Below are 21107 nucleotides of genomic sequence, written 5' to 3' on the forward strand. Positions count from 1 at the left end.
TTCCTACTGCGTCACCAGACTTGACGTTACCCCGTTTTCCTGCAATGAAGAACGAACTCGGTCAAGTTCTTCCATCCTGGTAAACGGACCGACTCGTACACGATGAACAGGAACATTACCTTCAGATCTTCCAGTCTGGACTGAAGCAATGATACCCAGCAAAGCGAGCTCAGCCTTCACCCTTTCAGCATCACTGGAATTTCTGAAAGAACCTGCCTGAAGATAATACCGATTCCTAGATTCAGGAGCCCTCTCAGGCGGTTTCTCAGCAATTTTTTCAGGTATCTTTCTAGTAGCGGTCGCAGCAGGGGGTAATGGTGTAAGATCGAATATATCTTCACCTGGGGGCTCATCGATACCGGGCAGAATTTTATAGAAATCAAAACGCGATCCGTTTATACCCGCCTGGTTCGTATTCGGCTCAGTTTTCTTATCCTGCTTCTCCGATAATGGTGGTTGTCGCACAGGTGATTTTTCAGAGGATTGATTCTGAGCGACTTTCCCGCCGTTCAAAAACGGACTGGGAGCTTGGCTAATGTACAGCCATACTCCAATTGCACTTGCCAGACCCAAGGTATAGCCCACGAACAGACCCAACCACAGCAGGCTGCTGTTTTTATGGGTCTTTGCCGAATTTCTGGATTTATAATCCCGACTCATCGATCTTTCCGTATTGCATTCAATTACATCTCACGGGGGGCGGTTACCCCCAATAGCGACAACCCTTTCGCTAAAACCTGACGAATGGCTGAAATTAGCGCCAACCTCGTTATTTTAAGCGATTCATCCTCAACGAGAAAACGCGTCGAGTTGTAATAGCTGTGAAACTCACCTGCCAGTTCACGCAAGAAAAAGGCAATGAGATGAGGCGCACGTTCCTTTGCTGCAGTTTCTATCGTATCGGTAAAATCGATCAGTTTCTGCAAAAGCGCAAGTTCGGCAGGATCAGTCAGAAATCCCGTTTCCGCTTGCACAAGTGTATCTTCAGTACCACCCCACTGATCGAGCACACTACAGATACGAGCGTGCGCATATTGTACGTAATAAACGGGATTATCATTGCTCTGGGATTTGGCCAGATCGAGATCGAAATCCAGATGCTGGTCACTTTTACGCAGCACATAAAAAAATCGTGCGGCATCATTGCCGACTTCCTGACGTAATTGCCTCAATGTGACGAACTCTCCCGAGCGGGTAGACATAGAAACTTTTTTACCCTCCCGATACAAAACTGCGAACTGGACCAGTGCTATTTCAAGCTTACCTGGATCAAGCGACAGTGCCTCGATAGCACCTTTCACCCGGGGAATATAGCCATGATGGTCCGCCCCCCAGATATTCAGCATGTAATCGAAGCCACGTTCATACTTGCTCAAATGGTAAGCGATATCCGAGGCAAAATAAGTATAAAGGCCATTCTCCCGCTGCACGACCCGATCTTTTTCATCACCGAAGCCGGTAGAACGGAACCAGAGCGCACCATCCTGCCGATACAACAGTTTTTTATCATCCAGCAGTTGTACGGTACGTACCACCATCCCGCTATCGAACAATGACTGTTCCGAAAACCATACCTCAAACTCGACACCGAATTCCATCAGATCATTCCGGCAATCCGTCAACTGTTCTGTCAGGACACAATTGTGCAGATCAGCATAATCCTGACCAAGAACGGATTTTGCAGCAGTTATGAGTCTGTCGAGGTGCTCATCTTCACTGTCAGCCGTCGCACTCGAATTAATTTCGGTCAGTTGCTGTATCGTCGCATCAGCGTGACGGGCATAACGATCACCCTGTGCCCGGTATATTTCCGATGCCATGTCAGCAACATACTGGCCACGGTAAGCATTAGCAGGAAATGAAAAGGAAAATCCGCACAGATCGAGGTAACGCAACCAGGTCGATAACGTCAGAATATCCATTTGCCGACCGGCATCGTTAATATAGAATTCGCGCGTAACAGCATAACCGGCTGCAGTCATGATATTAGCCAGACTGGCACCAAACGCTGCCCCTCGTCCATGCCCAACATGCAACGGACCGGTAGGGTTGGCCGATACAAATTCGATCTGGATGGTTTTCCCTGCTCCCAGGCTGCTGTGACCGAACGAATCACCCGCCTGCAGTACAGTATGCAGAAACTGCTGTTTGGCTGTTCTCTTCAGAAAAAAATTGATAAACCCGTTGCCGGCAACATCAGCTTTTTCTACACAGTGAGAATCAGGTAGTGCTCCAATCAATGCCTTTGCCAGCTCAAGCGGATTCCGGCGTAAACGCCTGGCCAGTTTCATCGCCAGATTGCTGGAATAATCACCATGATCTGCCAGTTTAGGACGCAACAACTCGATTTGAACCCCTGCCTCATCCGGAAGAATTTGCCTTGCTGCCTGATCGAGCAGTTGAATACAGTGTGATTTGAAGTCGGGAGAAATCGTTGTAACCATGACAGGAAAGTATTTCGGCGAGCTCGCATTATAGCGGCTCAACTTGTTTACGTGTTTTAATATACAAACTGTACCTGAAAACCGCTCCGGCAAACTCTGATAAAGATTTCTGATCTGATGCCGGTGCAGCCCGGATTACTTTTCCACAATAGAATTCTGATGAAAATCACCTGTATTTTCCAGCTGGATAACTGTTTCAGGATTTGCAGATTTCATGTGTTATCCAGCCGGTATATAATGCAGCGTATTATGACCGTAAAAGGGTAAAGGCCCTGATCGACTCAAGATGGAAAATACAGTAGAAAAATTTGAGGAAGAAATACTCGATGCTTGCATTCGTCACGCAAAAGAGGTTCTGGCAGAGCAACTTCCGTTTGTCAAAGATAAAAAATATGACTTCGCACCACAGTTCAAGGATTTGACTATCCAGCTTTATGTGGTGGGTGTCATGCAACAATTTTATGACCAGTACGAAGCAACGACGGCAGATGCTCAGGAAAAGGCATTTCATGCATTGTATTGCATGATGGTCCAAGATGGTGTCAAATCCAAACGAGCAAAAAGCCAGGCCGCATTCATCAGGCAAATGTCCAGACTGAATGATGGTGATGAAGCACTGGCACTGGCGTTAGGGTACGAATCAAAGCCAGGTGACCACAGCCTTGCTGAGGTTTTTGATCATTACGTCAATGAAGTCAGAGTTTCAAAGGGCCTCTGGCGTTTCTACGACCAGGGCAAGAAAATTCTATTACTGGGCGGTTTACTCTTCGCCATGGCTGGTATATGGTTTGTAACGATCTATCTGCCGGAAAGTGACAATATCACTATTCTGGCTTTCGGATTATTAGCCGCACTTTTTTTCATAGTACCTGTGTTTCTGGTCGGTCTGCTGATTCACCGTTACAAGACCCGGAGAGGTAATCGCACCCAAACACCCCCTCAGTGACTTGCAAGACCGGGTTGCTGACATGTCCTGGAAAGTCATCCCTGGCGTCACAGCAAATTATCCGGGACGTATTTCCAGCAAAAGATTTTTAAATCAGTTCTGCTGATTTACATGGATCATTTATCTGCTTTACCTGATATTTCCTGAATTTTATGAGTGCAACGATCATCAGTGGCAGTCTTATCGCGAGCAAATTTCGTGAGGAACTGAAGCAACGCATCAAAATACTCTCGGAAACATGGATGCAACCCGGTCTGGCAGTAATTCTGGCAGGGGACAATCCTGCTTCTTGCGTGTATGTGCGCAACAAGGCGAAAACTTGTGAGGAACTGGGTATTCGCTCCGAGATCTTCAATTTCCCCGGAGACATTTCTCAGAAAGCTCTGTTGCAGCAAATTCATGACTTGAATGCCCATCCGGAAATCCATGGCATTCTGGTGCAACTGCCTTTGCCTGACCATATCCGGCTCGATGAAGTCATTGCTGCCATCGCAATAGAAAAGGATGTGGACGGCTTTCACCCCTGTAACGTGGGTGCATTGGTAACGGGTCACGCCCTGTTTCATCCATGCACCCCGTTTGGAGTAATGAAAATGCTGACGGAATATGATATTCCGCTCCAGGGGCAACATGCAGTCATCGTTGGTCGCAGTAACATCGTCGGGAAACCGATGGCCCTCATGCTGCTGGAAAAAGGTACAACGGTCACAGTTTGCACCTCACGGACACGAGATTTAGCCAGCCATACCCGTAATGCTGACATCGTCATCATGGCTGCAGGAAAAGCGAATCTGCTAACGAGTGATATGATCAAGACAGGTGCAACTGTCATCGATGTGGGAATCAATCGGCTGCCAGACGGGCGACTTTGCGGAGACGTTGAATTTTCGGGAGTAAAAGAAAAAGCAGGATACATCACGCCGGTTCCCGGTGGAGTCGGTCCGATGACTATCGTGATGCTGATGAACAATACGATCGAAGCTGCCGAACGTGCGAAAGCAGCGGCTCTGGCCGCTAGCTGGCGCAGTTCTGTACAATAATTCTGGAATTGTCAACAGGAGCAGACCCGAATATGGATCCAATGGACATTGATCCGCAGGAAACGCAGGAATGGCTGGATGCCTTGGAAACGGTTCTAATGAATGAGGGAACCGAGCGTACCCACTTTCTGCTGGAAAAATTGGTGGAAAAAGCACGCCGTTCCGGTGCGTACCTGCCCTACAGCGCTAATACCGCTTATATCAATACTATCCCCCCTGGCAAAGAGGAACGTTCGCCGGGTGATCATGCGCTGGAGCATCGTATCCGTTCCTATATTCGCTGGAATGCGATGGCCATGGTATTACGTGCCAACCGCCATACCAATGTTGGTGGCCATATCGCCAGTTTTGCCTCGGCAGCCACACTCTATGATGTCGGCTACAACCATTTCTGGCGTGCCACTAATGAACAGCAGGAGGGAGATCTGGTGTACGTACAGGGTCATTCCGCTCCCGGTATTTATGCACGTGCCTTCCTGCTGGATGAATTGACTTCCGACCAGCTAGATAATTTTCGTCAGGAAGTCGGTAATAATGGTCTGCCTTCCTACCCTCACCCATGGCTGATGCCGGATTTTTGGCAGTTCCCGACTGTTTCAATGGGTTTGGGGCCACTCATGGCAATCTACCAGGCGCGCTTCATGAAATACTTAGGCGCACGCGGACTTGCCCAAACCGAAGGTCGCAAGGTCTGGGCCTTCATGGGGGATGGCGAGATGGACGAGCCGGAATCTCTCGGAGCCATTTCTCTGGGTGCACGTGAGAAACTGGATAACCTGATTTTCGTCATCAATTGCAATCTGCAGCGCCTCGACGGGCCGGTACGAGGTAATGGCAAGATCATTCAGGAAATGGAGAGCACTTTCCGCGGTACCGGCTGGAATGTGATCAAAGTCATCTGGGGTTCCTACTGGGATCCACTGCTGGCCAAGGATACAAAAGGATTGCTGCAACAGCGCATGATGGAATGTGTCGATGGTGAATATCAGACCTTCAAGTCACGTGATGGTGCATATGTTCGCCAGCATTTCTTCGGCAAATATCCGGAATTGCTGGAAATGGTCGCCAACATGTCTGATGACGATATCTGGCGATTGAATCGTGGTGGCCACGATCCTCACAAAGTTTACGCCGCCTATAGCGCAGCAATGAAACACACCGGCCAGCCCACTGTAATTCTGGCTAAAACGATCAAGGGCTATGGTATGGGTGAAGCTGGTGAGGCACAGAACATCACCCATCAGCAGAAAAAAATGGGCACGATCTCACTGAAAGCATTCCGCAATCGCTTTGGTCTGCCGGTGCCGGATGACAACATCGACGAGATACCTTATCTCAAGTTCGAGGAAGAATCGCCTGAGTACAACTATATGCGTGCGCGGCAACAGGCAATGGGTGGTTTTATTCATCACCGCCGTCGCAAAGCCGCTGCCTTGCAGATCCCTCCATTGTCCGCTTTTGAGACACTGCTCAAAGCCAGCGGCGAAGGACGTGAATCCTCCACCACAATGGCGTTTGTGAGAATACTCAACGTCCTGGTAAAAGATAAGAATATCGGTAAACATGTGGTGCCCATCGTGGCGGATGAATCGCGTACATTCGGTATGGAAGGTATGTTCCGGCAACTGGGTATCTGGTCATCGGTAGGGCAGCTTTATACCCCGCAAGATGCCGATCAGTTGATGTATTACAAAGAAGATCGGAACGGGCAGATTCTGCAGGAAGGAATCAACGAAGCAGGGGCAATGGCATCGTGGATGGCGGCAGCTACTGCTTACAGCACGCACGGTGTACAAATGATTCCATTCTATATTTTCTATTCGATGTTCGGCTTCCAGCGTATTGGTGATCTCGCCTGGGCAGCAGGTGATATGCGCTGTCGTGGCTTTCTGCTGGGTGGTACCGCCGGCCGCACGACGCTAAATGGTGAAGGATTGCAGCATGCAGATGGTCACAGCCACCTGGCTGCTTCCACGATTCCAAACTGTGTATCCTACGATCCGACTTTTGCCTATGAGCTTGCAGTCATTATGCAGGATGGTCTGCGCCGCATGTACCAAGAACAGGAAGATGTTTATTACTACATTACTGTGATGAATGAAAATTATCCGCACCCGGAAATGCCCGAAGGCGCCGAGCAGGGCATTCTGCAGGGCATGTATCTGTTCCATAACGGCGGTAAACAACGTAGTAAACTGCGTGTACAACTGCTAGGCTCGGGAACGATTTTACGTGAAGTGATTGCGGCAGCAGAAATTCTGGAAAAGGATTACAAGGTCTCAGCGGATATATGGAGCGTGACCAGTTTCAATCAATTACGGCGTGAAGCGCTCAGTGTGTCACGCTATAACCTGCTCCATCCGGAGGAGCCGGCCAGATTGTCATATGTGGAAACCTGTCTGAAAGACCAGGAAGGGCCTGTTATTGCTTCTACAGATTACATGAAGACCCTTGCTGACCAGATCCGGGAATTCATCCCAGGGCGTTATCTCGTACTGGGAACGGATGGGTTCGGTCGTTCTGATACCCGCGAAAAACTGAGACAATTCTTTGAAGTTGATCGCCATTACATCGTGATTGCAGCACTCAAAGCATTGGCGGATGAAGGAAAGATTCCAGCTTCACAAGTAGCCAAGGCAATCCGTACCTTTGCGATCAATCCGGACAAATCCGAGCCGGTCAAGATCTGATTCTGTTCACGGCAGGTAGAATAACTCTGTCGATTCCCTCTGACAGCATTTGTTGCAGCAAATCAAGGAGTGCAAGTGGCTGAAGTCAAGAAAGTTCTGGTCCCGGATATCGGGGATTTTGAAGATATTCCGGTCATTGAAATCATGGTCAAGCCTGGCGACAGTGTACAGGTCGAGGACCCTTTGATCGTGTTGGAGTCGGACAAAGCCACTGTCGAGGTTCCTTCGCCGTATGCCGGAATCATCCGGGAAGTCAAGGTTCACATGGGCAGCAAAGTCTCCAAAGACTCGGAGATCCTGACTATGGAAATGGTATCTGCAGAAAGCGACAATAAAACAACTTCCCAGCCACAGCCGGCAGAACCATCAGCCGGATCACAACAGCCTGCACAACCAACCCGGCCAGTCGAACCAGAAGCCGGTCAATCCGAAGAGGAACCAGCAGCCAAGTCTGCTGCTACGACAGCGCCGGCCACTTCCTCTGCCCCCCTGCAGATGCCGAGCCATCCGATTGGTCAGGACGATAAGGCGATTCCCCATGCAAGCCCTTCGGTCAGACGATTTGCCCGCGAACTGGGAGTGGACCTGAGTAAGGTGGTAGGAACCGGCCCCAAGCAGCGCATCCTCAAAGAGGATGTTCAGGCTTTCGTTAAACAGGCCCTGGCAGGTGGGCGTAATGCCGGAGGAGGCATACTCGATTTATTACCGTGGCCACATGTGGATTTTGCCAAATTCGGACCGATCGAGCTGAAATCTCTGTCGCGCATCCGAGAAATCTCGGGTGCCAATCTGCATCGCAACTGGGTCATGATCCCGCATGTTACGCAGTTCGACGAGGCAGACGTCACCGATCTGGAAACGCTCAGAAAAAACCATAACGAATCCCGGCAGAACAATGGTACTAAACTGACCATACTGGCTTTCCTCATCAAGGCAGTCACAGCAGCGCTGAAAAAATTTCCGGAGTTCAACGCCTCTCTGGATAGCAGCGCCACAGAAAGCCAGCTCATCATCAAACGCTACTACCACCTGGGTTTCGCGGCCGACACTCCCAACGGGTTGGTGGTCCCCGTCATCCGGGATGCCGATCAGAAAGGAGTGATCGGCATCGCCGAGGAGCTTACCAGACTCTCCTCACTCGCTCGGGAAGGTAAATTGAAGCCAGGCGACATGCAAGGCGCAAGTTTTACCATTTCCAGCCTCGGTGGTATCGGCGGAACAGGCTTCACCCCCATTATCAATGCACCAGAAGTAGCAATCTTAGGCGTCTCGCGTGCAAGTCTGAAACCGGTTTACCAGAACGGGCAATTTGTTCCGCGCCTCATGCTTCCGCTTTCGTTATCCTACGATCATCGGGTCATCGACGGTGCATCGGCTGCGCGCTTCACTGCACACCTGGCCAGTATTTTGGCAGATATGCGTCTTGCCCTGTTCTGAGTCGCGTAAGGCCTATGTCATGTCGATGATATATTGACCGTTAAATGGCCGAAATAGCCCAATACTCGCTCATCGGAATTTATGGCGGAACGTTTGATCCCATTCATTACGGGCATTTGAGAATAGCGGAAGAAGTGGCGGACATCCTGGAACTGCACCAGCTGTTCTTTTTACCGGCGGGCCATCCCAGGTTGCGTACTCCTCCTTTTGTAACCGGTAAACACCGCGTTGCCATGTTGCAGGAGGCCATTCGGGATAACCCCCGATTCTCGGTGGATGACCGCGAAATCAAACGTCCCGGAGAAACCTACAGTGTCGAGTCACTGCGTGAAATCCGGCAGGCATACGAGGCAAATGGGCCTGTTGCGCTGTGTTTCATCACGGGTGCCGATGCCTTTATCAGGCTGCCATACTGGTATCACTGGCGTGAACTGTTTGAGTTGTGCCACCTCGTCATCGTCAATCGTCCCGGGTCTGCTCCGGTCAACCCCCTGTCTGATCTACCCGATGAATTACGGGATGTCTGTCAGGATCGCTGGGCAAGGAGGACTAATGAGTTAAAAAATTCTCCCGCTGGCCTCATCTTCACAGCATCCACTACCTTGCTGGATATTTCATCCACAACAATCAGAAATATCATCGCTTCAGGAAAGAGTGCACGTTACCTGCTGCCTGAATCGATACTTAACTATATTGACAAGCATAGCTTTTATACCGGAGGAAAATGAAATCATCCGAAAAACTGCTGGAAACAGCAATCATGGCTCTGGAAGACCTCAAAGCCAGCAATATCCATGTGATGGATGTCAGCAAGCTGACTGCGTTATGCAACACCATGATCGTAGCCAGTGCTGACTCCACACGCCAGACCAGAGCACTAGCCAACCATGTACAGGAAAAGGTAAAAGCAACTGGCGGCATGGTTCACGGAATAGAAGGCGAACAAACGGGAGAGTGGTTGCTGGTCGATCTGGGAGACATCGTCGTCCATATCATGCAGCCGGCCATTCGCAGTTATTATGATCTGGAAGGACTCTGGTCGGAACAAGCCTGGCGGTCACCTCAGGAAAATTCTACTGTATACGGCTGATTCACAGCCGTATACCGCGTGATCCGCTTTAGAGTTGCATGCAGTTTCTTTGATTGATCCGCCACGATGATTTTCACGCATGTGCTTATCTGAAACATGAAATTCCATATCCTGGCCGTTGGAAACAAAATGCCGGACTGGATCAGGGAAGGGTATATGGAATATTGCCAGCGCATGCCCAAAGAAGCCGAGTTGCTGCTGGTGGAAATCAAACCGGAAAAGCGCGTTGGCAGCAAGAATACCAGACAACTGCTGCAGGCTGAAAGTGAACGCATTCAGACTGTTCTGCCATCCGGATGCTATATCATTGTACTGGATGAATCAGGCAAACAGGTCACGACCATGAAACTGGCAGAAATGATGGATCGCTGGATGGAATTCGGCCAGGATGTTGCGTTCATCATTGGCGGGGCTGACGGGCTGCATCAGGATATCAAACAGATGGCCCATGAAAAGCTGGCATTGTCCGCCATGACCCTTCCACATGGACTGGCCAGGGTATTGCTGGCAGAACAGCTTTACCGTGCATTTTCCATTAACCGCAATCACCCCTACCACCGTGCATGACTCGTCATCCTGAGGTAGAGTTCAGGTTACAGATATTTTTCATACCGAATCTCTACAAAGATATAAGTTACATCTGATCTGAACAATGATTACTCCGGCTGGCAATTGTATTTATCTGGCATCGCGCAGCACCCGCAGGCGTGATCTGCTCAAGCAAATAGGAATCAGGCACAGCATATTGCTGATGCGGGAAGCTTTGCCCCGGCCGGCAGATATAGATGAGACCCCTATTCCGACAGAATCTCCGGCGGATTATATCTACAGAATCACGCACACCAAGGCTGAAGCTGGCTGGTTACGTCTGCAACAGCGCGGCTTGCCCCTTTTGCCCGTTCTGGCTGCAGATACCACCGTCGTACTGGATGGCCGTATCCTGGGAAAACCGCGAGATACCAGACATGCAGAAGAAATGTTACATGCACTCTCCGGCCAGGAACACCAAGTCTATACTGCTGTCGGACTGACTTTCCAGGAACAGACCAGATTGCGCTTATCGACAACCACCGTTCGATTCCGTGATATCAGCCAGCGCGAAATTCTGGCCTGTATCGCCAGCGGCGAGTCCCATGACAAGGCAGGCGCCTACGCTATCCAGGGAAAAGCGGCTGCTTTCATCATCAATATCGATGGGAGTTATAGCGGTGTAGTCGGATTACCGTTATTTGAAACGTCTCAATTACTGGAAGAAACAGGAATATCTGTTTTTTGAACAAACACAACACCGGCCCTCAGTCTGATATGAGCAGTGAGATTCTCATCAATGTCACCCCCCAGGAAACACGTGTTGCCATCATCGAGCATGGCATCACCCAGGAATTGCACATTGAACGCACCAGCAGCCGCGGTATCGTGGGCAACATTTATAACGGACGCGTCAGCCGCGTATTACCGGGCATGCAGTCCGCTTTCATCGATATCGGCCTTGAACGGGCAGCCTTCCTGCATGTAGCGGATATCCACGGATCCAGCCAGAATGATCATCACAAACCGATCGAGCAGCTCCTTTCAGAAGGCAGTAACATTCTCGTGCAGGTAGTAAAGGATGCAATCGGTGTGAAAGGAGCGCGGCTCTCCACTCAGGTCAGCCTTGCCGGACGTTTACTGGTCTACCTGCCGCAGGAATCCTATATCGGTGTCTCACAACGCATCGAGGACAACAGTGAGCGAGAATCGCTACGCCAGAAATTACAGAATATCCTTCCACCCGATTCCACCGGCGGCTATATTATTCGAACCATGGCCGAAACAGCCGAGGAACCGGAATTACAAGCCGATATCGTCTATCTGCATAAGCTCTGGCAGGATATCCAGAAAAAATCACTTACCATCTCTTCCCCCTCCCTGCTTTACCAGGATCTGGATTTGAGCCTCCGGGTATTACGTGACTTTGTAAATGCTGACACCTATCGTGTTCGAGTAGATTCGCGCGAGACATTCCAGAAACTGACCACTTTTGCCCATGAATACATGATGAGCGACCTGGAAAAAATCAGCCACTATACCGGGGAACGACCATTGTTCGATTTATATGGTGTCGAGCAGGAAATCGAGAAATCACTGGCGCGGCGTGTGGACCTGAAATCCGGCGGATACGTCATCATCGATCAGACGGAAGCGCTGACTACGATGGACGTCAACACAGGTGGATTCGTCGGCGTACGGAATTTTGATGACACTATATTCAAAACCAACCTCGAAGCTGCTCAGGTAATTGCACGACAGCTGCGCTTACGCAATCTGGGCGGCATCATCATCATCGATTTCATTGACATGGATCGTGAAGAACACCGTGCTGCAGTGTTGGCTGAATTCAATAAAGCTTTGCAGAAAGACCGGACCAAAATGACCGTCAACGGCTTCACTGCACTGGGGCTGGTCGAGATGACCCGCAAACGCACACGTGAAAGCCTGGCACAAATCCTTTGTGAAACCTGCCCCACCTGCCAAGGGCGCGGAGAAATAAGGACGGCACAAACCATCTGCTACGAAATTTTGCGTGAACTGTTGCGAGAATCCCGGCAGTTCGATGCCAAGGAGTTCCGTATCTTGGCTTCACAACCGGTAATTGATCTTTTTTTGGATGAAGAATCTCAAAGCCTGGCCCAATTGGGGGATTTCATTGCGCGGCCGATAGGATTGCAGGTAGGCACTTCCTACACCCAGGAACAATACGATGTAATCCTCATTTGACTACTTTTTTTCTGCGACAAAACGTCGCATTGTATATCGTATCAGATTGATCTAAAATCTTGAACAGAGCGACCAAGATATTGATAATCGTTATCAGTTCTGATAGCATTTCAAGTTGATGTCCGTGAGGCGTCCGGCCAAATAACTCAGACGTTTTAGTTTCAGTAATTTCAGCCAGTTAACCCTGAAATCACGCAACTCATAAATACACATATATCGTATGGCTAAAATTCGTCATAAGCCGGCTCTTACCGGCCTCTCTCTTTTCAGTTTCCTGGTAGTGTTGGTAACGCATGCTGCTGTACTTTATGGCTTGTGGCATCATCGCTTCAGTACTACAGCTCCGGATACAATCACGCTCTATGCACAATTCATCGCTCCTCCTGAAAAACAGGAAGAAGCAGCCAAAGCACCCAAGGTAGAGCTGAAGGCAGAACACGCCCCTCCCCAAGTGAAACCTACACCACCCGTCAAGAAAGTACAGCCGCAACCCAAGCGTCAACTGATCGCCAAGACACCTGCCGTTACTCCGCAAGAATATGTTGCCCCTCCCCCTGTTGAAGAACATGAGCCGGAACCGGAACCGGAAAAGAAAACGGTCAGTGAACCGGTCGTAGCAGCAAAACCCGCACAAATGCCAACAGGCCCCGTTACCCTGTCTTCTGAACTCTCTGTGTCCTGTCCGGATCTGGCCAGTCCTGCCTACCCTGCCCTGTCTCGTCGCCTGGGGGAAGAAGGAAAACTGGTGCTTCAGGTGGAGCTGGATGAAACAGGGCGGATAGGAAAAGCCAAAATCGTCCAAAGCAGCGGTTATTCAAGACTGGATAATGCTGCTCTGTCAGCTGTCAAAACCTGGCGTTGCCGGCCGGCAACGCGTGACGGTCATCCTGTACCGGCAGTTGCCCTGCAACCTTTTAATTTTGTTATCGAAGGAAGTTAATTGATGGAAAAAGCTCTTGGTTTCTCTAATTTTCTGACGGAGATCGATCATGTCGGAATGTGTGTGCTGGTCCTTCTGCTTGCCCTGTCAGTAGCAAGCTGGTACCTGATCGTCACCAAAAGCATCAGCAATATGATTGCTTCACGTCGCGCAAATGATTTTCTCAAGCACTTCTGGAATATTGATACCATTCCGCAGCTCGAAACCGAGATCAGAACCATGACTGGCAATCATGCATTTGTCCAGCTGGCTAAAACAGCACTGAGTGTGACAACAGATTCCCAAAAACACGGGCTGGAAAAACTCGCAGCAGCCGGTGGTATCAACGAGCTGCTCACCCGCTCACTGCGCAACAGCCTGGATCAGGAAGCTGCACGCATTGAAAATGGCCTCACCATCATTGCTTCAGCAGGTTCTGCGGCACCGTATATCGGTCTGTTCGGTACAGTCTGGGGAATTTATCATGCCCTGATCCAGATCGGTCTGTCCGGCCAAGGCACTCTGGACAAAGTAGCTGGTCCGGTAGGTGAAGCATTGATCATGACGGCACTGGGTCTGGCAGTCGCCATCCCGGCAGTACTGGCTTTCAATGCCTTTACACGACGCAACCGGCTGTGGATAGCTCAACTGGACAGCTTTGCACATGATCTTTACACGATCCTGACGGTGGGCAGCAAAATCGGAGGGGAAAACAGTGAGAAAGCTTCTGTGAAAGTTGTTACAGCGGCTTCACAACGCAGCACCCCGACAGTCGGACTGGCAAATGGTATCGCTGGCGGAGAAGGACACTAATATGGCTTTTGGCGATTCAACCCGTTATCAGAGTAAGACAGCCATGTCTGAAATCAATGTTGTACCCTTGGTAGATGTCATGCTGGTACTGTTGATCATCTTCATGATTACCGCACCGCTGCTGACACACTCGGTCAAAGTCGATTTGCCCAAGGCATCCAGCTCTCCCAATCTGACCCAGCCGGAACACATCGAATTTGCCATACGTGCAGATGGCAGTTTTTACTGGGGGGGAGAGCCTGTTACCCTGGATCAGCTACCTTTACGTTTCGCAGCAGCAGTTGAACAATCCCAGCAAACCGAATTACATATTCGTGCTGACCGCGAGACACATTATGAACTCGTAGCCAAGGTCATGAGCATTGCTGCTTCAGCCGGACTGGCGCGTATCGGTTTCGTTACCGACCCGACCGGCGAACAACAACCCCTGACAGACCATTAACATTAAGTTCTGGCATTGCGCTTCTCCCCGTCATTATTCATACCCGAATCAGCAGCCAGGCATGATTCGGGTATGAAATTGGTTCAAGTAATTTTTATTTAAACCGCCTCTTTCGGAACCGGGACATTTAACCTGGTTCCCGTTCTCTGTAAATGCTGCCGAGAAGTTTCAAACAGGCAAATCCCGGCACTGACTGATACATTCAGGCTCTCGATACTACCGCTCATGGGAATGCTCACCAGCTGATCGCATGCTTCCCGGGTCAGGCGGCGCATGCCTCCGCCTTCTGCACCCAATACCCAGGCAAGAGGCCTTGTCAGCGTGACAGAATCAAGGATATCAGGCGCATCGGCAGCAGTTCCCACAATCCAGATACCCATCTCTTTTAGCTCTCTCAGTGTTCTGGCCAGATTGGTCACTGCAAAAAAGGGAACCGTATCCGCCGCCCCACTGGCGACCTTATGAACCGTTGCCGTCAAACCAACCGCTCGATCCTTGGGGACTACTAACGCATGCACACCAAATGCATCGGCAACGCGCAAGCATGCTCCCAGGTTATGCGGATCCTTGACGCCATCCAATACCAGTAGTAATGCCGGCTCGGCCAATCCTTCCACTAAATCCTCAAGTGTGGCGAACTGACGCAGCTTCGTAACATGGGCCACCACGCCCTGATGACGGGTAGTACCCGTCATTCTGCAAAGCCGATCCTGCTCGCAAAGAATCAGGCGGGTGGAAGTGGTTTCAGCCAGATGCGTCAGATCACGCGCCCGCTGATCCTGCCGGTTAGCATCCAGATAAATTTCCCTGATACTGTCCGGATGCTGGCGCAAGCGGCTGGTAATGGCATGGAAGCCAAAAATATATTGATGGGCCATAATAATTGTAAAAATGGGAAAAGTGACTGTTATCTGCCTGATTTCTTGCGCGGACTACCCTTATCTGCAAGGATGAAATCGATCTTGCGGGTCGCCAGATCAACCCGGACCAGTTTCACTTGCAGCCTGTCGCCCAGCCGGAAACTGACCCCGCTCCGCTCGCCGCGCAGTACATGCTTGACTGCATCATGATGAAAATAATCACTTGGCAACTCCGAAATATAAACCAGACCCTCGACATAAATTTCATCCAGGGTAACAAACAGCCCGAAGGCAGTTACTCCCGTAACCACTCCCCCAAAGCAGTCACCGATTTTATCCTGCATGTAAAAACACTTGAGCCAGGATTGAACTTCCCGCGTGGCTTCATCGGCACGCCGCTCCGTTTGCGAACAATGTTTGCCGATTTCATGCCAATCACCCGGTTCATACTGCTTACCCGCAAGTACTGCCTTGATGGCACGATGCACCAGCAGATCCGGGTAGCGCCGGATGGGTGAAGTAAAATGAGTATACATTTCATAAGCCAGACCGAAATGCCCGATATTATCGGGACTGTACATAGCCTGACTGAGCGATCGCAGCATCACCGTCTGCAGCAATTGTGCATCTGCCCGCTCTTTGATGCGATCAAGTGTCCGGGCGTAGTCCTTAGCCCGGGGTTTTTCACCACCGCGTAACTGCAGGCCAAACTCTTTCAGAAAATCCCGCAGTGCTACCAGCTTTTCATCAGTCGGTCCTTCATGAATCCGGTATAAAACGGGCTGTTCGTGCTTCTGTAAAAAATCAGCCGCACACACATTGGCTGCCAGCATACATTCCTCGATCAGGCGATGAGCATCATTACGCTTTACCGGGTATATCCGCTCGATCTTGCCCTGGTCATTAAAGATCATTTCTGTTTCAACAGTTTCGAAATCAATTGCACCCCGCTTTACGCGAGATTTATGCAACACCTTGAACAACCGGTACAACAGTTGAACATGTGGCAGCAATTGTCTGTATTCCCTGGCAGCCGCCCCTTTTGGCTGATCCAGCAATTCGGCAACGATGTTATACGTCAGGCGCGCATGAGAAAGCATCACCGCCGGATAAAAACGATATTCAACCAGCTCTCCGCTGGCTGTCCAAAGCATTTCACATACCATACACAGGCGATCCACCTGCGGGTTGAGTGAACATAATCCATTGGAAAGCACTTCCGGCAACATCGGAATGACCCTTCGCGGAAAATAGACTGAATTACCACGATTAAATGCTTCTTTATCCAACGCATCCTGATCGCGGACATAATGGCTGACATCGGCAATGGCCACAAACAGCCTGTAATCCTTTCCTTCCTGATGACAATAAACAGCATCGTCAAAGTCACGCGCTGTTTCACTGTCGATCGTCACCAGTGGCAGATGACGAATATCCTCCCGTTTAACGAGATCTTTCTTCAGGACCTTTTTGGGAAACCGGGTGGAAATTTTTTCGATTTCAGGTGGAAATTCATGGGGTAAATCAAATTTGCGCAATGCAATTTCAATTTCCATACCGGGCGCAGCATAATCCCCCAGAATCTCGATAATATGCCCAATAGGCTGAGCATGCTCTCTTGGCTGCTGAATGATGCGTGCCATGACTATCTGCCCGGCGTGCGCATTCATGATATTTTCCTTGGGGATGAGAATATCCTGGTTGATCCGCTTATCTTCAGCCACAACGAAGAAAATACCGTGTTCTTCGAATAATCTTCCCACCAGCTGCGTATTGACGCTCTCCAGAACCCTGATAATTCTGCATTCCCGTCGTCCTCGCCGATCGACGATATTGGTAACCCTGGCAATGACACGATCACCATGCAGCACTTTGTGCATCTCTTTAGGGGTCAGGAACAGATCAGTGCTGCCATCATCCGGAATCAGAAAACCAAAACCATCGCTATGGCCCTGAACGATCCCTTTCACGAGTTCCAGTTTTTCGGTTACACAAATATCACCCTTGCGATTACAGATGATCTGCCCTTCACGGATCATTGCAGCCAGCCGGCGATGAAAAAACTCGGATTCTTCGGATGTGATACCCAGCAGCTTCAACAGCTTGGATTCACTGATCGGCACTCCTTGTTTATCCAGCACTTCCAGGATGAATTCACGGCTGGGCAGCGCCAATCCGTAACGAGCCTGCTCACGTTCAAGAAAAGGATCGAGTTCACGAAGCTGGTTTTTCTTGTTTCTTTTTCTCTTGATTGACAAATCGAAGGTTTCCTATAGAATTTAGCGTCTTTCTGTACCGGACTTCTGTAATCCGGCTTTCACAGAGAGTTGGCTGACAGCTTGGCCAGCACAGTAATGATCAGTAATAATGCCCAGATGGCGGAATTGGTAGACGCGCATGGTTCAGGTCCATGTGCCTTCGGGTGTGGAGGTTCGAGTCCTCTTCTGGGCACCAGAAACGGTTATGACAAATGACCGGAAAACTTTCCTGACAAATCTTCTTTTCCGGAACTATACCAAAATCTGACAGCATACGATTCCCGTTATAAGCACGATTGTACCGATATCTCTGCAATGCGGTCACTTCAACCCTCCCGCGGAAACAAAATTACTGCTTTACTGCTTTTTCTGTAATTCAGTCATTTTTCGCAACAGCATTGAATTTTACGCTCACTCCCCTCACGTTCCGCCGCAATATCCGCCTGCTCATTCTGAGCATTCCAGCCAGCCTACTGCTGACCGGATGCGTGATGGAAGGTAACGCACTCTGTACCGGCGCACCGATCATGACGATCGAAACCCGGGGAGGAGGCAGTGAAGACATTGCCGTCCTGCCACTGGATTCGACCGGAAGCATCGCTCGGCTTTTCATCCGTGAACGCTGCAACGATGGCAGCGATCCGAACTGTAAATCTGGCCAGTGGCGTTTGGGCAGTGTCGATATTTCCCGGGAAAACATACCTGCATCCACCCGGTATGCCTGGCGCCCCGGAAACAATGCCAGCGAAGATAACTTCGAGCCATTGGGAATGTCACTGGTACCCGGCGACACTCCCGGAGAGGGTACGCTGTTTGTCATCGATATCGCCCGACCACAATCGGTACGTATCTGGCAACTGGACATCAACCACGGTGAAATCACTAACGCAACACTTGCAACACCGACCGATCCGCAAACCGGAACCCGACTTACCGCAGCCAACAGCCTTCAGGCCATCCGCAATGATGAGGGTGAGGGTTTTCATCTCACTATCACCCGGTTTGATGAATATGGCCTGCTGCCATTCAGGCCTACTCCCTGGCCCGCCCTGGTGCAAATCAACAACGGAATGATCCAGCCTCCCTCGACTCAGGATTTCAGGAATGCCAATGGCATCATCCGGCCCTGCCCCGATTGCGATCTGGTCATTGCCAGTTACTGGGAACGCAGACTCCGCTTTGCCTCAAAAGAAAGTGGCGAAATCGATGGATATGCCTCGGCAGAACTCCCCATACGGCCCGACAATCTCAGGCTCGATGGTAAACGCATCCTTATTGCAGGCCAGCACCGGGTCGATCTCACCGCACTGAACCTGCTGGTATCGTCGTATATCCCCTCTCCTTCCGGCGTCTACGCCATCGATGCCCGGTCGCTCGGCCCTGATACCATACCTACCTTACTATGGGAAGGCGGATGGAAGCATGGTCATTCAGTAGCCACTGCCGTCGCCATTCCGGGTAATCGCCTTGCGATCGGCCAGATCAACACGGCCAGCATACTGATCGCTGATTGCTCACCTTAGGGAGCCTCCGTCTGGCAATTTGCCCTCATGATGAATTGAAGTTAAAATTCCAGGTTTTTCAGAGGGTATATGCAAATCATCCTCTTTTTCTGCAAACCTGCTGCGATATGATACGAATACGATCGTACCCGCAAGATTTTTCGCTCAGATAAGTCAGGTACGTTTATTTTCGTTTTATTTGTTTTCACTGTCAGGATCAGGCTGCCGGTTTTCATATAGCCGCCCTCGATCTGGCTTGTTCGGACGGTATGTCCTGTTTACCACTTTTTCGTGGAGATGCGTCATGCGTGTTCTGCCTTATACCCATTCCACCTCTGTAGTTGATACTACTGTATCGCCGCGTGGTAAACACCTTGTGACACGCGCAATGCCGGGATTGCACCTCATCGGTGACCTGTTCGGCTGTCGTAATGGCGCCGATTTGATGACGGATACTGCTGCACTTGAAGCTTTCTGTAAACAAGCCGTAGCCGATGCCGGCCTGACCGCCGTCGGCAGTCTGTTCCACAGCTTTGGCCCAGGTGAAGGAGTAACCGGCACGATCATGCTGGCTGAATCACATCTGGCGCTGCATACCTGGCCAGAAGATAATTATGTCACCCTCGATGTGTATGTATGCAGTTACAGCTGTGATAATTCTGCCAAGGCCGAGTGTCTGTTTAAAACACTGATGCAGGCATTTCAGCCGGCCGATCCCCATCTGCACCGTGTCGTACGTGCATGAGCACCTCTGAACGACCTCCCTCGCCTTCAAGTACGACAGCGAATTTTGCAGTCGAACCTCTCTCACCGGATTTCGGTTTTTATTTACGAACCACAGAATTACTGGCCGAACGTCATTCGCCCGTGCAGCACATCGAAATTGTGCAGACACCGCTATTCGGGCGCGCCATGCGCATCGATGGCTGCTTCATGACTTCGGAACAGGATGAATTCTTTTACCATGAACCGATGGTACACCTGCCCGCCATTACCCACGGTGACCCACGCCAGGCACTGGTCGTCGGCGGTGGCGATGGGGGGGCAGCCTATAACCTGCTGCGTTACCCGAACATGGAGCGCGTTGTATTGGCTGAGCTCGACCGTGATGTCATCGATATAGCGCGTACATGGTTACCCAAAGTACATCGGGGGGCTTTCGATGATCCGCGTCTGGAACTGCATCTGGGGGATGGACGTGCATTCACCGAAAACTGTAAAAACCAGTTTGATCAGATCGTGCTGGACCTCACGGATCCTTTCGGTCCCGCCATACTCCTGTACACACGTGATTTCTACCGTACCTGCCGGCGTGCACTCAAACCAGGCGGTGTTCTATCACTGCATATCCAGTCACCAATCTATCGCGGTCCGACAATGGCACGCCTGCTGGCATCATTACGCGATGTATTTGGTGTAGTACGCCCATATCTGCAATATGTGCCGCTATACGGCACGCTGTGGGCAATGGCAATGGCGTCTGATTCTGCAGATCCGCTACTGTTGCCCGCAGACAAAGTTGATGCACGCCTTGCACAAAACAGCCTGACTGATCTGAAACTCTACAGTGGCGGTACCCACCACGCCATGCTGAATCTGCCTCCTTTTGTACAAGCTCTGCTATCAGAACCTGCTCACCCGATCGATGACGGTGACAGCCTGGATGATGTCAGTCTGGATCCACGTGAAATTGGCAATCTGAAGTTGATACAGACCTGAAATCATTCATTCGAGGTTTGGACCGCACCTCTGCTCTGCACCCTCTGTTTTGCCGCACCCGGATTTGATCATCAGCCTGTCAATTCATCGATCCAAGGTTCCCTGCTGAATTCAAAGGCCGATCCGGCCAACCCACTCGCCAGCAGGAAAAAATCCGTAATTCTATTTCCAAATCGAAAATGACGAGAAG

19 protein-coding genes and 1 tRNA gene are annotated in these 21107 nt (G+C 50.4%); 16 read left to right on the forward strand and 4 right to left on the reverse strand.

The window, feature by feature from the left end; genetic code table 11:
* Positions 1 to 3: 3 nt before the first annotated feature.
* Together ABUL11_RS03810 and argS are read right to left on the reverse strand one after the other, a co-directional pair.
* A complete protein-coding gene (locus tag ABUL11_RS03810; protein WP_350282535.1) occupies positions 4 to 660 on the reverse strand; it encodes an SPOR domain-containing protein in 657 nt (218 codons plus the stop codon).
* 23 nt (positions 661 to 683) lie between these two features.
* Positions 684 to 2444: an arginine--tRNA ligase gene (gene argS, locus ABUL11_RS03815; protein WP_350282536.1), complete on the reverse strand. Its 1761-nt coding sequence runs from the start codon at positions 2442 to 2444 to the stop codon at positions 684 to 686.
* Between the two features lie 286 nt (positions 2445 to 2730).
* Here argS and ABUL11_RS03820 point away from each other — a divergent pair, with 286 nt between their 5' ends.
* From ABUL11_RS03820 to ABUL11_RS03875, 12 genes are all read left to right on the forward strand, one after another.
* Complete coding sequence (locus ABUL11_RS03820; protein WP_350282537.1) at positions 2731 to 3390, forward strand: hypothetical protein; 660 nt, start codon at positions 2731 to 2733, stop codon at positions 3388 to 3390.
* Positions 3391 to 3542: 152 nt separating this feature from the next.
* On the forward strand, positions 3543 to 4430 hold the full coding sequence (folD, locus tag ABUL11_RS03825; protein ID WP_350282538.1) for a bifunctional methylenetetrahydrofolate dehydrogenase/methenyltetrahydrofolate cyclohydrolase FolD: 888 nt from the start codon (positions 3543 to 3545) through the stop codon (positions 4428 to 4430).
* 32 nt (positions 4431 to 4462) lie between these two features.
* Positions 4463 to 7120: a pyruvate dehydrogenase (acetyl-transferring), homodimeric type gene (gene aceE / locus ABUL11_RS03830; RefSeq protein WP_350282539.1), complete on the forward strand. Its 2658-nt coding sequence runs from the start codon at positions 4463 to 4465 to the stop codon at positions 7118 to 7120.
* 75 nt (positions 7121 to 7195) lie between these two features.
* On the forward strand, positions 7196 to 8557 hold the full coding sequence (gene aceF, locus ABUL11_RS03835) for a dihydrolipoyllysine-residue acetyltransferase (protein WP_396956266.1): 1362 nt from the start codon (positions 7196 to 7198) through the stop codon (positions 8555 to 8557).
* Between the two features lie 44 nt (positions 8558 to 8601).
* Complete coding sequence (gene nadD / locus ABUL11_RS03840) at positions 8602 to 9285, forward strand: nicotinate-nucleotide adenylyltransferase (protein ID WP_350282541.1); 684 nt, start codon at positions 8602 to 8604, stop codon at positions 9283 to 9285.
* Complete coding sequence (gene rsfS / locus ABUL11_RS03845; protein ID WP_350282542.1) at positions 9282 to 9647, forward strand: ribosome silencing factor; 366 nt, start codon at positions 9282 to 9284, stop codon at positions 9645 to 9647. The genes nadD and rsfS overlap by 4 nt, the downstream gene beginning before the upstream one ends.
* A 96-nt stretch (positions 9648 to 9743) precedes the next feature.
* On the forward strand, positions 9744 to 10214 hold the full coding sequence (gene rlmH / locus ABUL11_RS03850; protein ID WP_350282543.1) for a 23S rRNA (pseudouridine(1915)-N(3))-methyltransferase RlmH: 471 nt from the start codon (positions 9744 to 9746) through the stop codon (positions 10212 to 10214).
* 85 nt (positions 10215 to 10299) lie between these two features.
* Positions 10300 to 10923 carry a Maf family protein gene (locus ABUL11_RS03855; protein WP_350282544.1) on the forward strand — a complete coding sequence of 208 codons (624 nt, stop codon included), beginning with the start codon at positions 10300 to 10302 and terminating at the stop codon, positions 10921 to 10923.
* A 29-nt stretch (positions 10924 to 10952) separates the two neighbouring features.
* Positions 10953 to 12404, forward strand: a complete 1452-nt coding sequence (gene rng, locus ABUL11_RS03860; RefSeq protein ID WP_350282545.1) for a ribonuclease G — start codon at positions 10953 to 10955, stop codon at positions 12402 to 12404.
* Positions 12405 to 12624: 220 nt separating this feature from the next.
* A complete protein-coding gene (locus ABUL11_RS03865) occupies positions 12625 to 13344 on the forward strand; it encodes an energy transducer TonB (RefSeq protein WP_350282546.1) in 720 nt (239 codons plus the stop codon).
* A 3-nt stretch (positions 13345 to 13347) separates the two neighbouring features.
* Positions 13348 to 14136, forward strand: coding sequence for a MotA/TolQ/ExbB proton channel family protein (locus ABUL11_RS03870; protein WP_350282547.1), 789 nt, complete (start codon positions 13348 to 13350; stop codon positions 14134 to 14136).
* 1 nt (position 14137) lies between these two features.
* The gene (locus ABUL11_RS03875; protein WP_350282548.1) at positions 14138 to 14578 is read left to right on the forward strand and encodes an ExbD/TolR family protein; all 441 of its coding nucleotides are present in this window, start codon (positions 14138 to 14140) and stop codon (positions 14576 to 14578) included.
* Between the two features lie 98 nt (positions 14579 to 14676).
* On the opposite strand, the gene rlmB is transcribed toward ABUL11_RS03875, so the two are convergent.
* A complete protein-coding gene (gene rlmB / locus ABUL11_RS03880; RefSeq protein ID WP_350282549.1) occupies positions 14677 to 15456 on the reverse strand; it encodes a 23S rRNA (guanosine(2251)-2'-O)-methyltransferase RlmB in 780 nt (259 codons plus the stop codon).
* A 29-nt stretch (positions 15457 to 15485) separates the two neighbouring features.
* Positions 15486 to 17696, reverse strand: a complete 2211-nt coding sequence (rnr, locus tag ABUL11_RS03885; protein ID WP_350282550.1) for a ribonuclease R — start codon at positions 17694 to 17696, stop codon at positions 15486 to 15488.
* A gap of 111 nt (positions 17697 to 17807) precedes the next feature.
* Between rnr and ABUL11_RS03890 the strand changes: the two genes are divergently transcribed.
* The 4 genes from ABUL11_RS03890 (at position 17808) to speE (ending at position 20917) form a co-directional block, all read left to right on the forward strand.
* Positions 17808 to 17892, forward strand: a tRNA-Leu gene (locus ABUL11_RS03890).
* 202 nt (positions 17893 to 18094) lie between these two features.
* Positions 18095 to 19219: a hypothetical protein gene (locus ABUL11_RS03895; protein ID WP_350282551.1), complete on the forward strand. Its 1125-nt coding sequence runs from the start codon at positions 18095 to 18097 to the stop codon at positions 19217 to 19219.
* 283 nt (positions 19220 to 19502) lie between these two features.
* The gene (gene speD / locus ABUL11_RS03900; RefSeq protein ID WP_350282552.1) at positions 19503 to 19943 is read left to right on the forward strand and encodes an adenosylmethionine decarboxylase; all 441 of its coding nucleotides are present in this window, start codon (positions 19503 to 19505) and stop codon (positions 19941 to 19943) included.
* Positions 19940 to 20917 carry a polyamine aminopropyltransferase gene (gene speE / locus ABUL11_RS03905; protein ID WP_350282553.1) on the forward strand — a complete coding sequence of 326 codons (978 nt, stop codon included), beginning with the start codon at positions 19940 to 19942 and terminating at the stop codon, positions 20915 to 20917. The genes speD and speE overlap by 4 nt, the downstream gene beginning before the upstream one ends.
* Positions 20918 to 21107 lie beyond the last annotated feature (190 nt).

The organism is Nitrosomonas sp. (assembly GCF_040256045.1).
GTDB lineage: Bacteria > Pseudomonadota > Gammaproteobacteria > Burkholderiales > Nitrosomonadaceae > Nitrosomonas.

What these genes read in the sequence shown, in the direction of transcription:
- ABUL11_RS03810 (WP_350282535.1), bottom strand. Translation starts at nt 660, where the DNA reads ATGAGTCGGGATTATAAATCCAGAAATTCGGCAAAGACCCATAAAAAC.
- argS (WP_350282536.1), bottom strand. Translation starts at nt 2,444, where the DNA reads ATGGTTACAACGATTTCTCCCGACTTCAAATCACACTGTATTCAACTG.
- ABUL11_RS03820 (WP_350282537.1), top strand. Translation starts at nt 2,731, where the DNA reads ATGGAAAATACAGTAGAAAAATTTGAGGAAGAAATACTCGATGCTTGC.
- folD (WP_350282538.1), top strand. Translation starts at nt 3,543, where the DNA reads ATGAGTGCAACGATCATCAGTGGCAGTCTTATCGCGAGCAAATTTCGT.
- aceE (WP_350282539.1), top strand. Translation starts at nt 4,463, where the DNA reads ATGGATCCAATGGACATTGATCCGCAGGAAACGCAGGAATGGCTGGAT.
- nadD (WP_350282541.1), top strand. Translation starts at nt 8,602, where the DNA reads ATGGCCGAAATAGCCCAATACTCGCTCATCGGAATTTATGGCGGAACG.
- rsfS (WP_350282542.1), top strand. Translation starts at nt 9,282, where the DNA reads ATGAAATCATCCGAAAAACTGCTGGAAACAGCAATCATGGCTCTGGAA.
- rlmH (WP_350282543.1), top strand. Translation starts at nt 9,744, where the DNA reads ATGAAATTCCATATCCTGGCCGTTGGAAACAAAATGCCGGACTGGATC.
- ABUL11_RS03855 (WP_350282544.1), top strand. Translation starts at nt 10,300, where the DNA reads ATGATTACTCCGGCTGGCAATTGTATTTATCTGGCATCGCGCAGCACC.
- rng (WP_350282545.1), top strand. Translation starts at nt 10,953, where the DNA reads ATGAGCAGTGAGATTCTCATCAATGTCACCCCCCAGGAAACACGTGTT.
- ABUL11_RS03865 (WP_350282546.1), top strand. Translation starts at nt 12,625, where the DNA reads ATGGCTAAAATTCGTCATAAGCCGGCTCTTACCGGCCTCTCTCTTTTC.
- ABUL11_RS03870 (WP_350282547.1), top strand. Translation starts at nt 13,348, where the DNA reads ATGGAAAAAGCTCTTGGTTTCTCTAATTTTCTGACGGAGATCGATCAT.
- ABUL11_RS03875 (WP_350282548.1), top strand. Translation starts at nt 14,138, where the DNA reads ATGGCTTTTGGCGATTCAACCCGTTATCAGAGTAAGACAGCCATGTCT.
- rlmB (WP_350282549.1), bottom strand. Translation starts at nt 15,456, where the DNA reads ATGGCCCATCAATATATTTTTGGCTTCCATGCCATTACCAGCCGCTTG.
- speD (WP_350282552.1), top strand. Translation starts at nt 19,503, where the DNA reads ATGCGTGTTCTGCCTTATACCCATTCCACCTCTGTAGTTGATACTACT.
- speE (WP_350282553.1), top strand. Translation starts at nt 19,940, where the DNA reads ATGAGCACCTCTGAACGACCTCCCTCGCCTTCAAGTACGACAGCGAAT.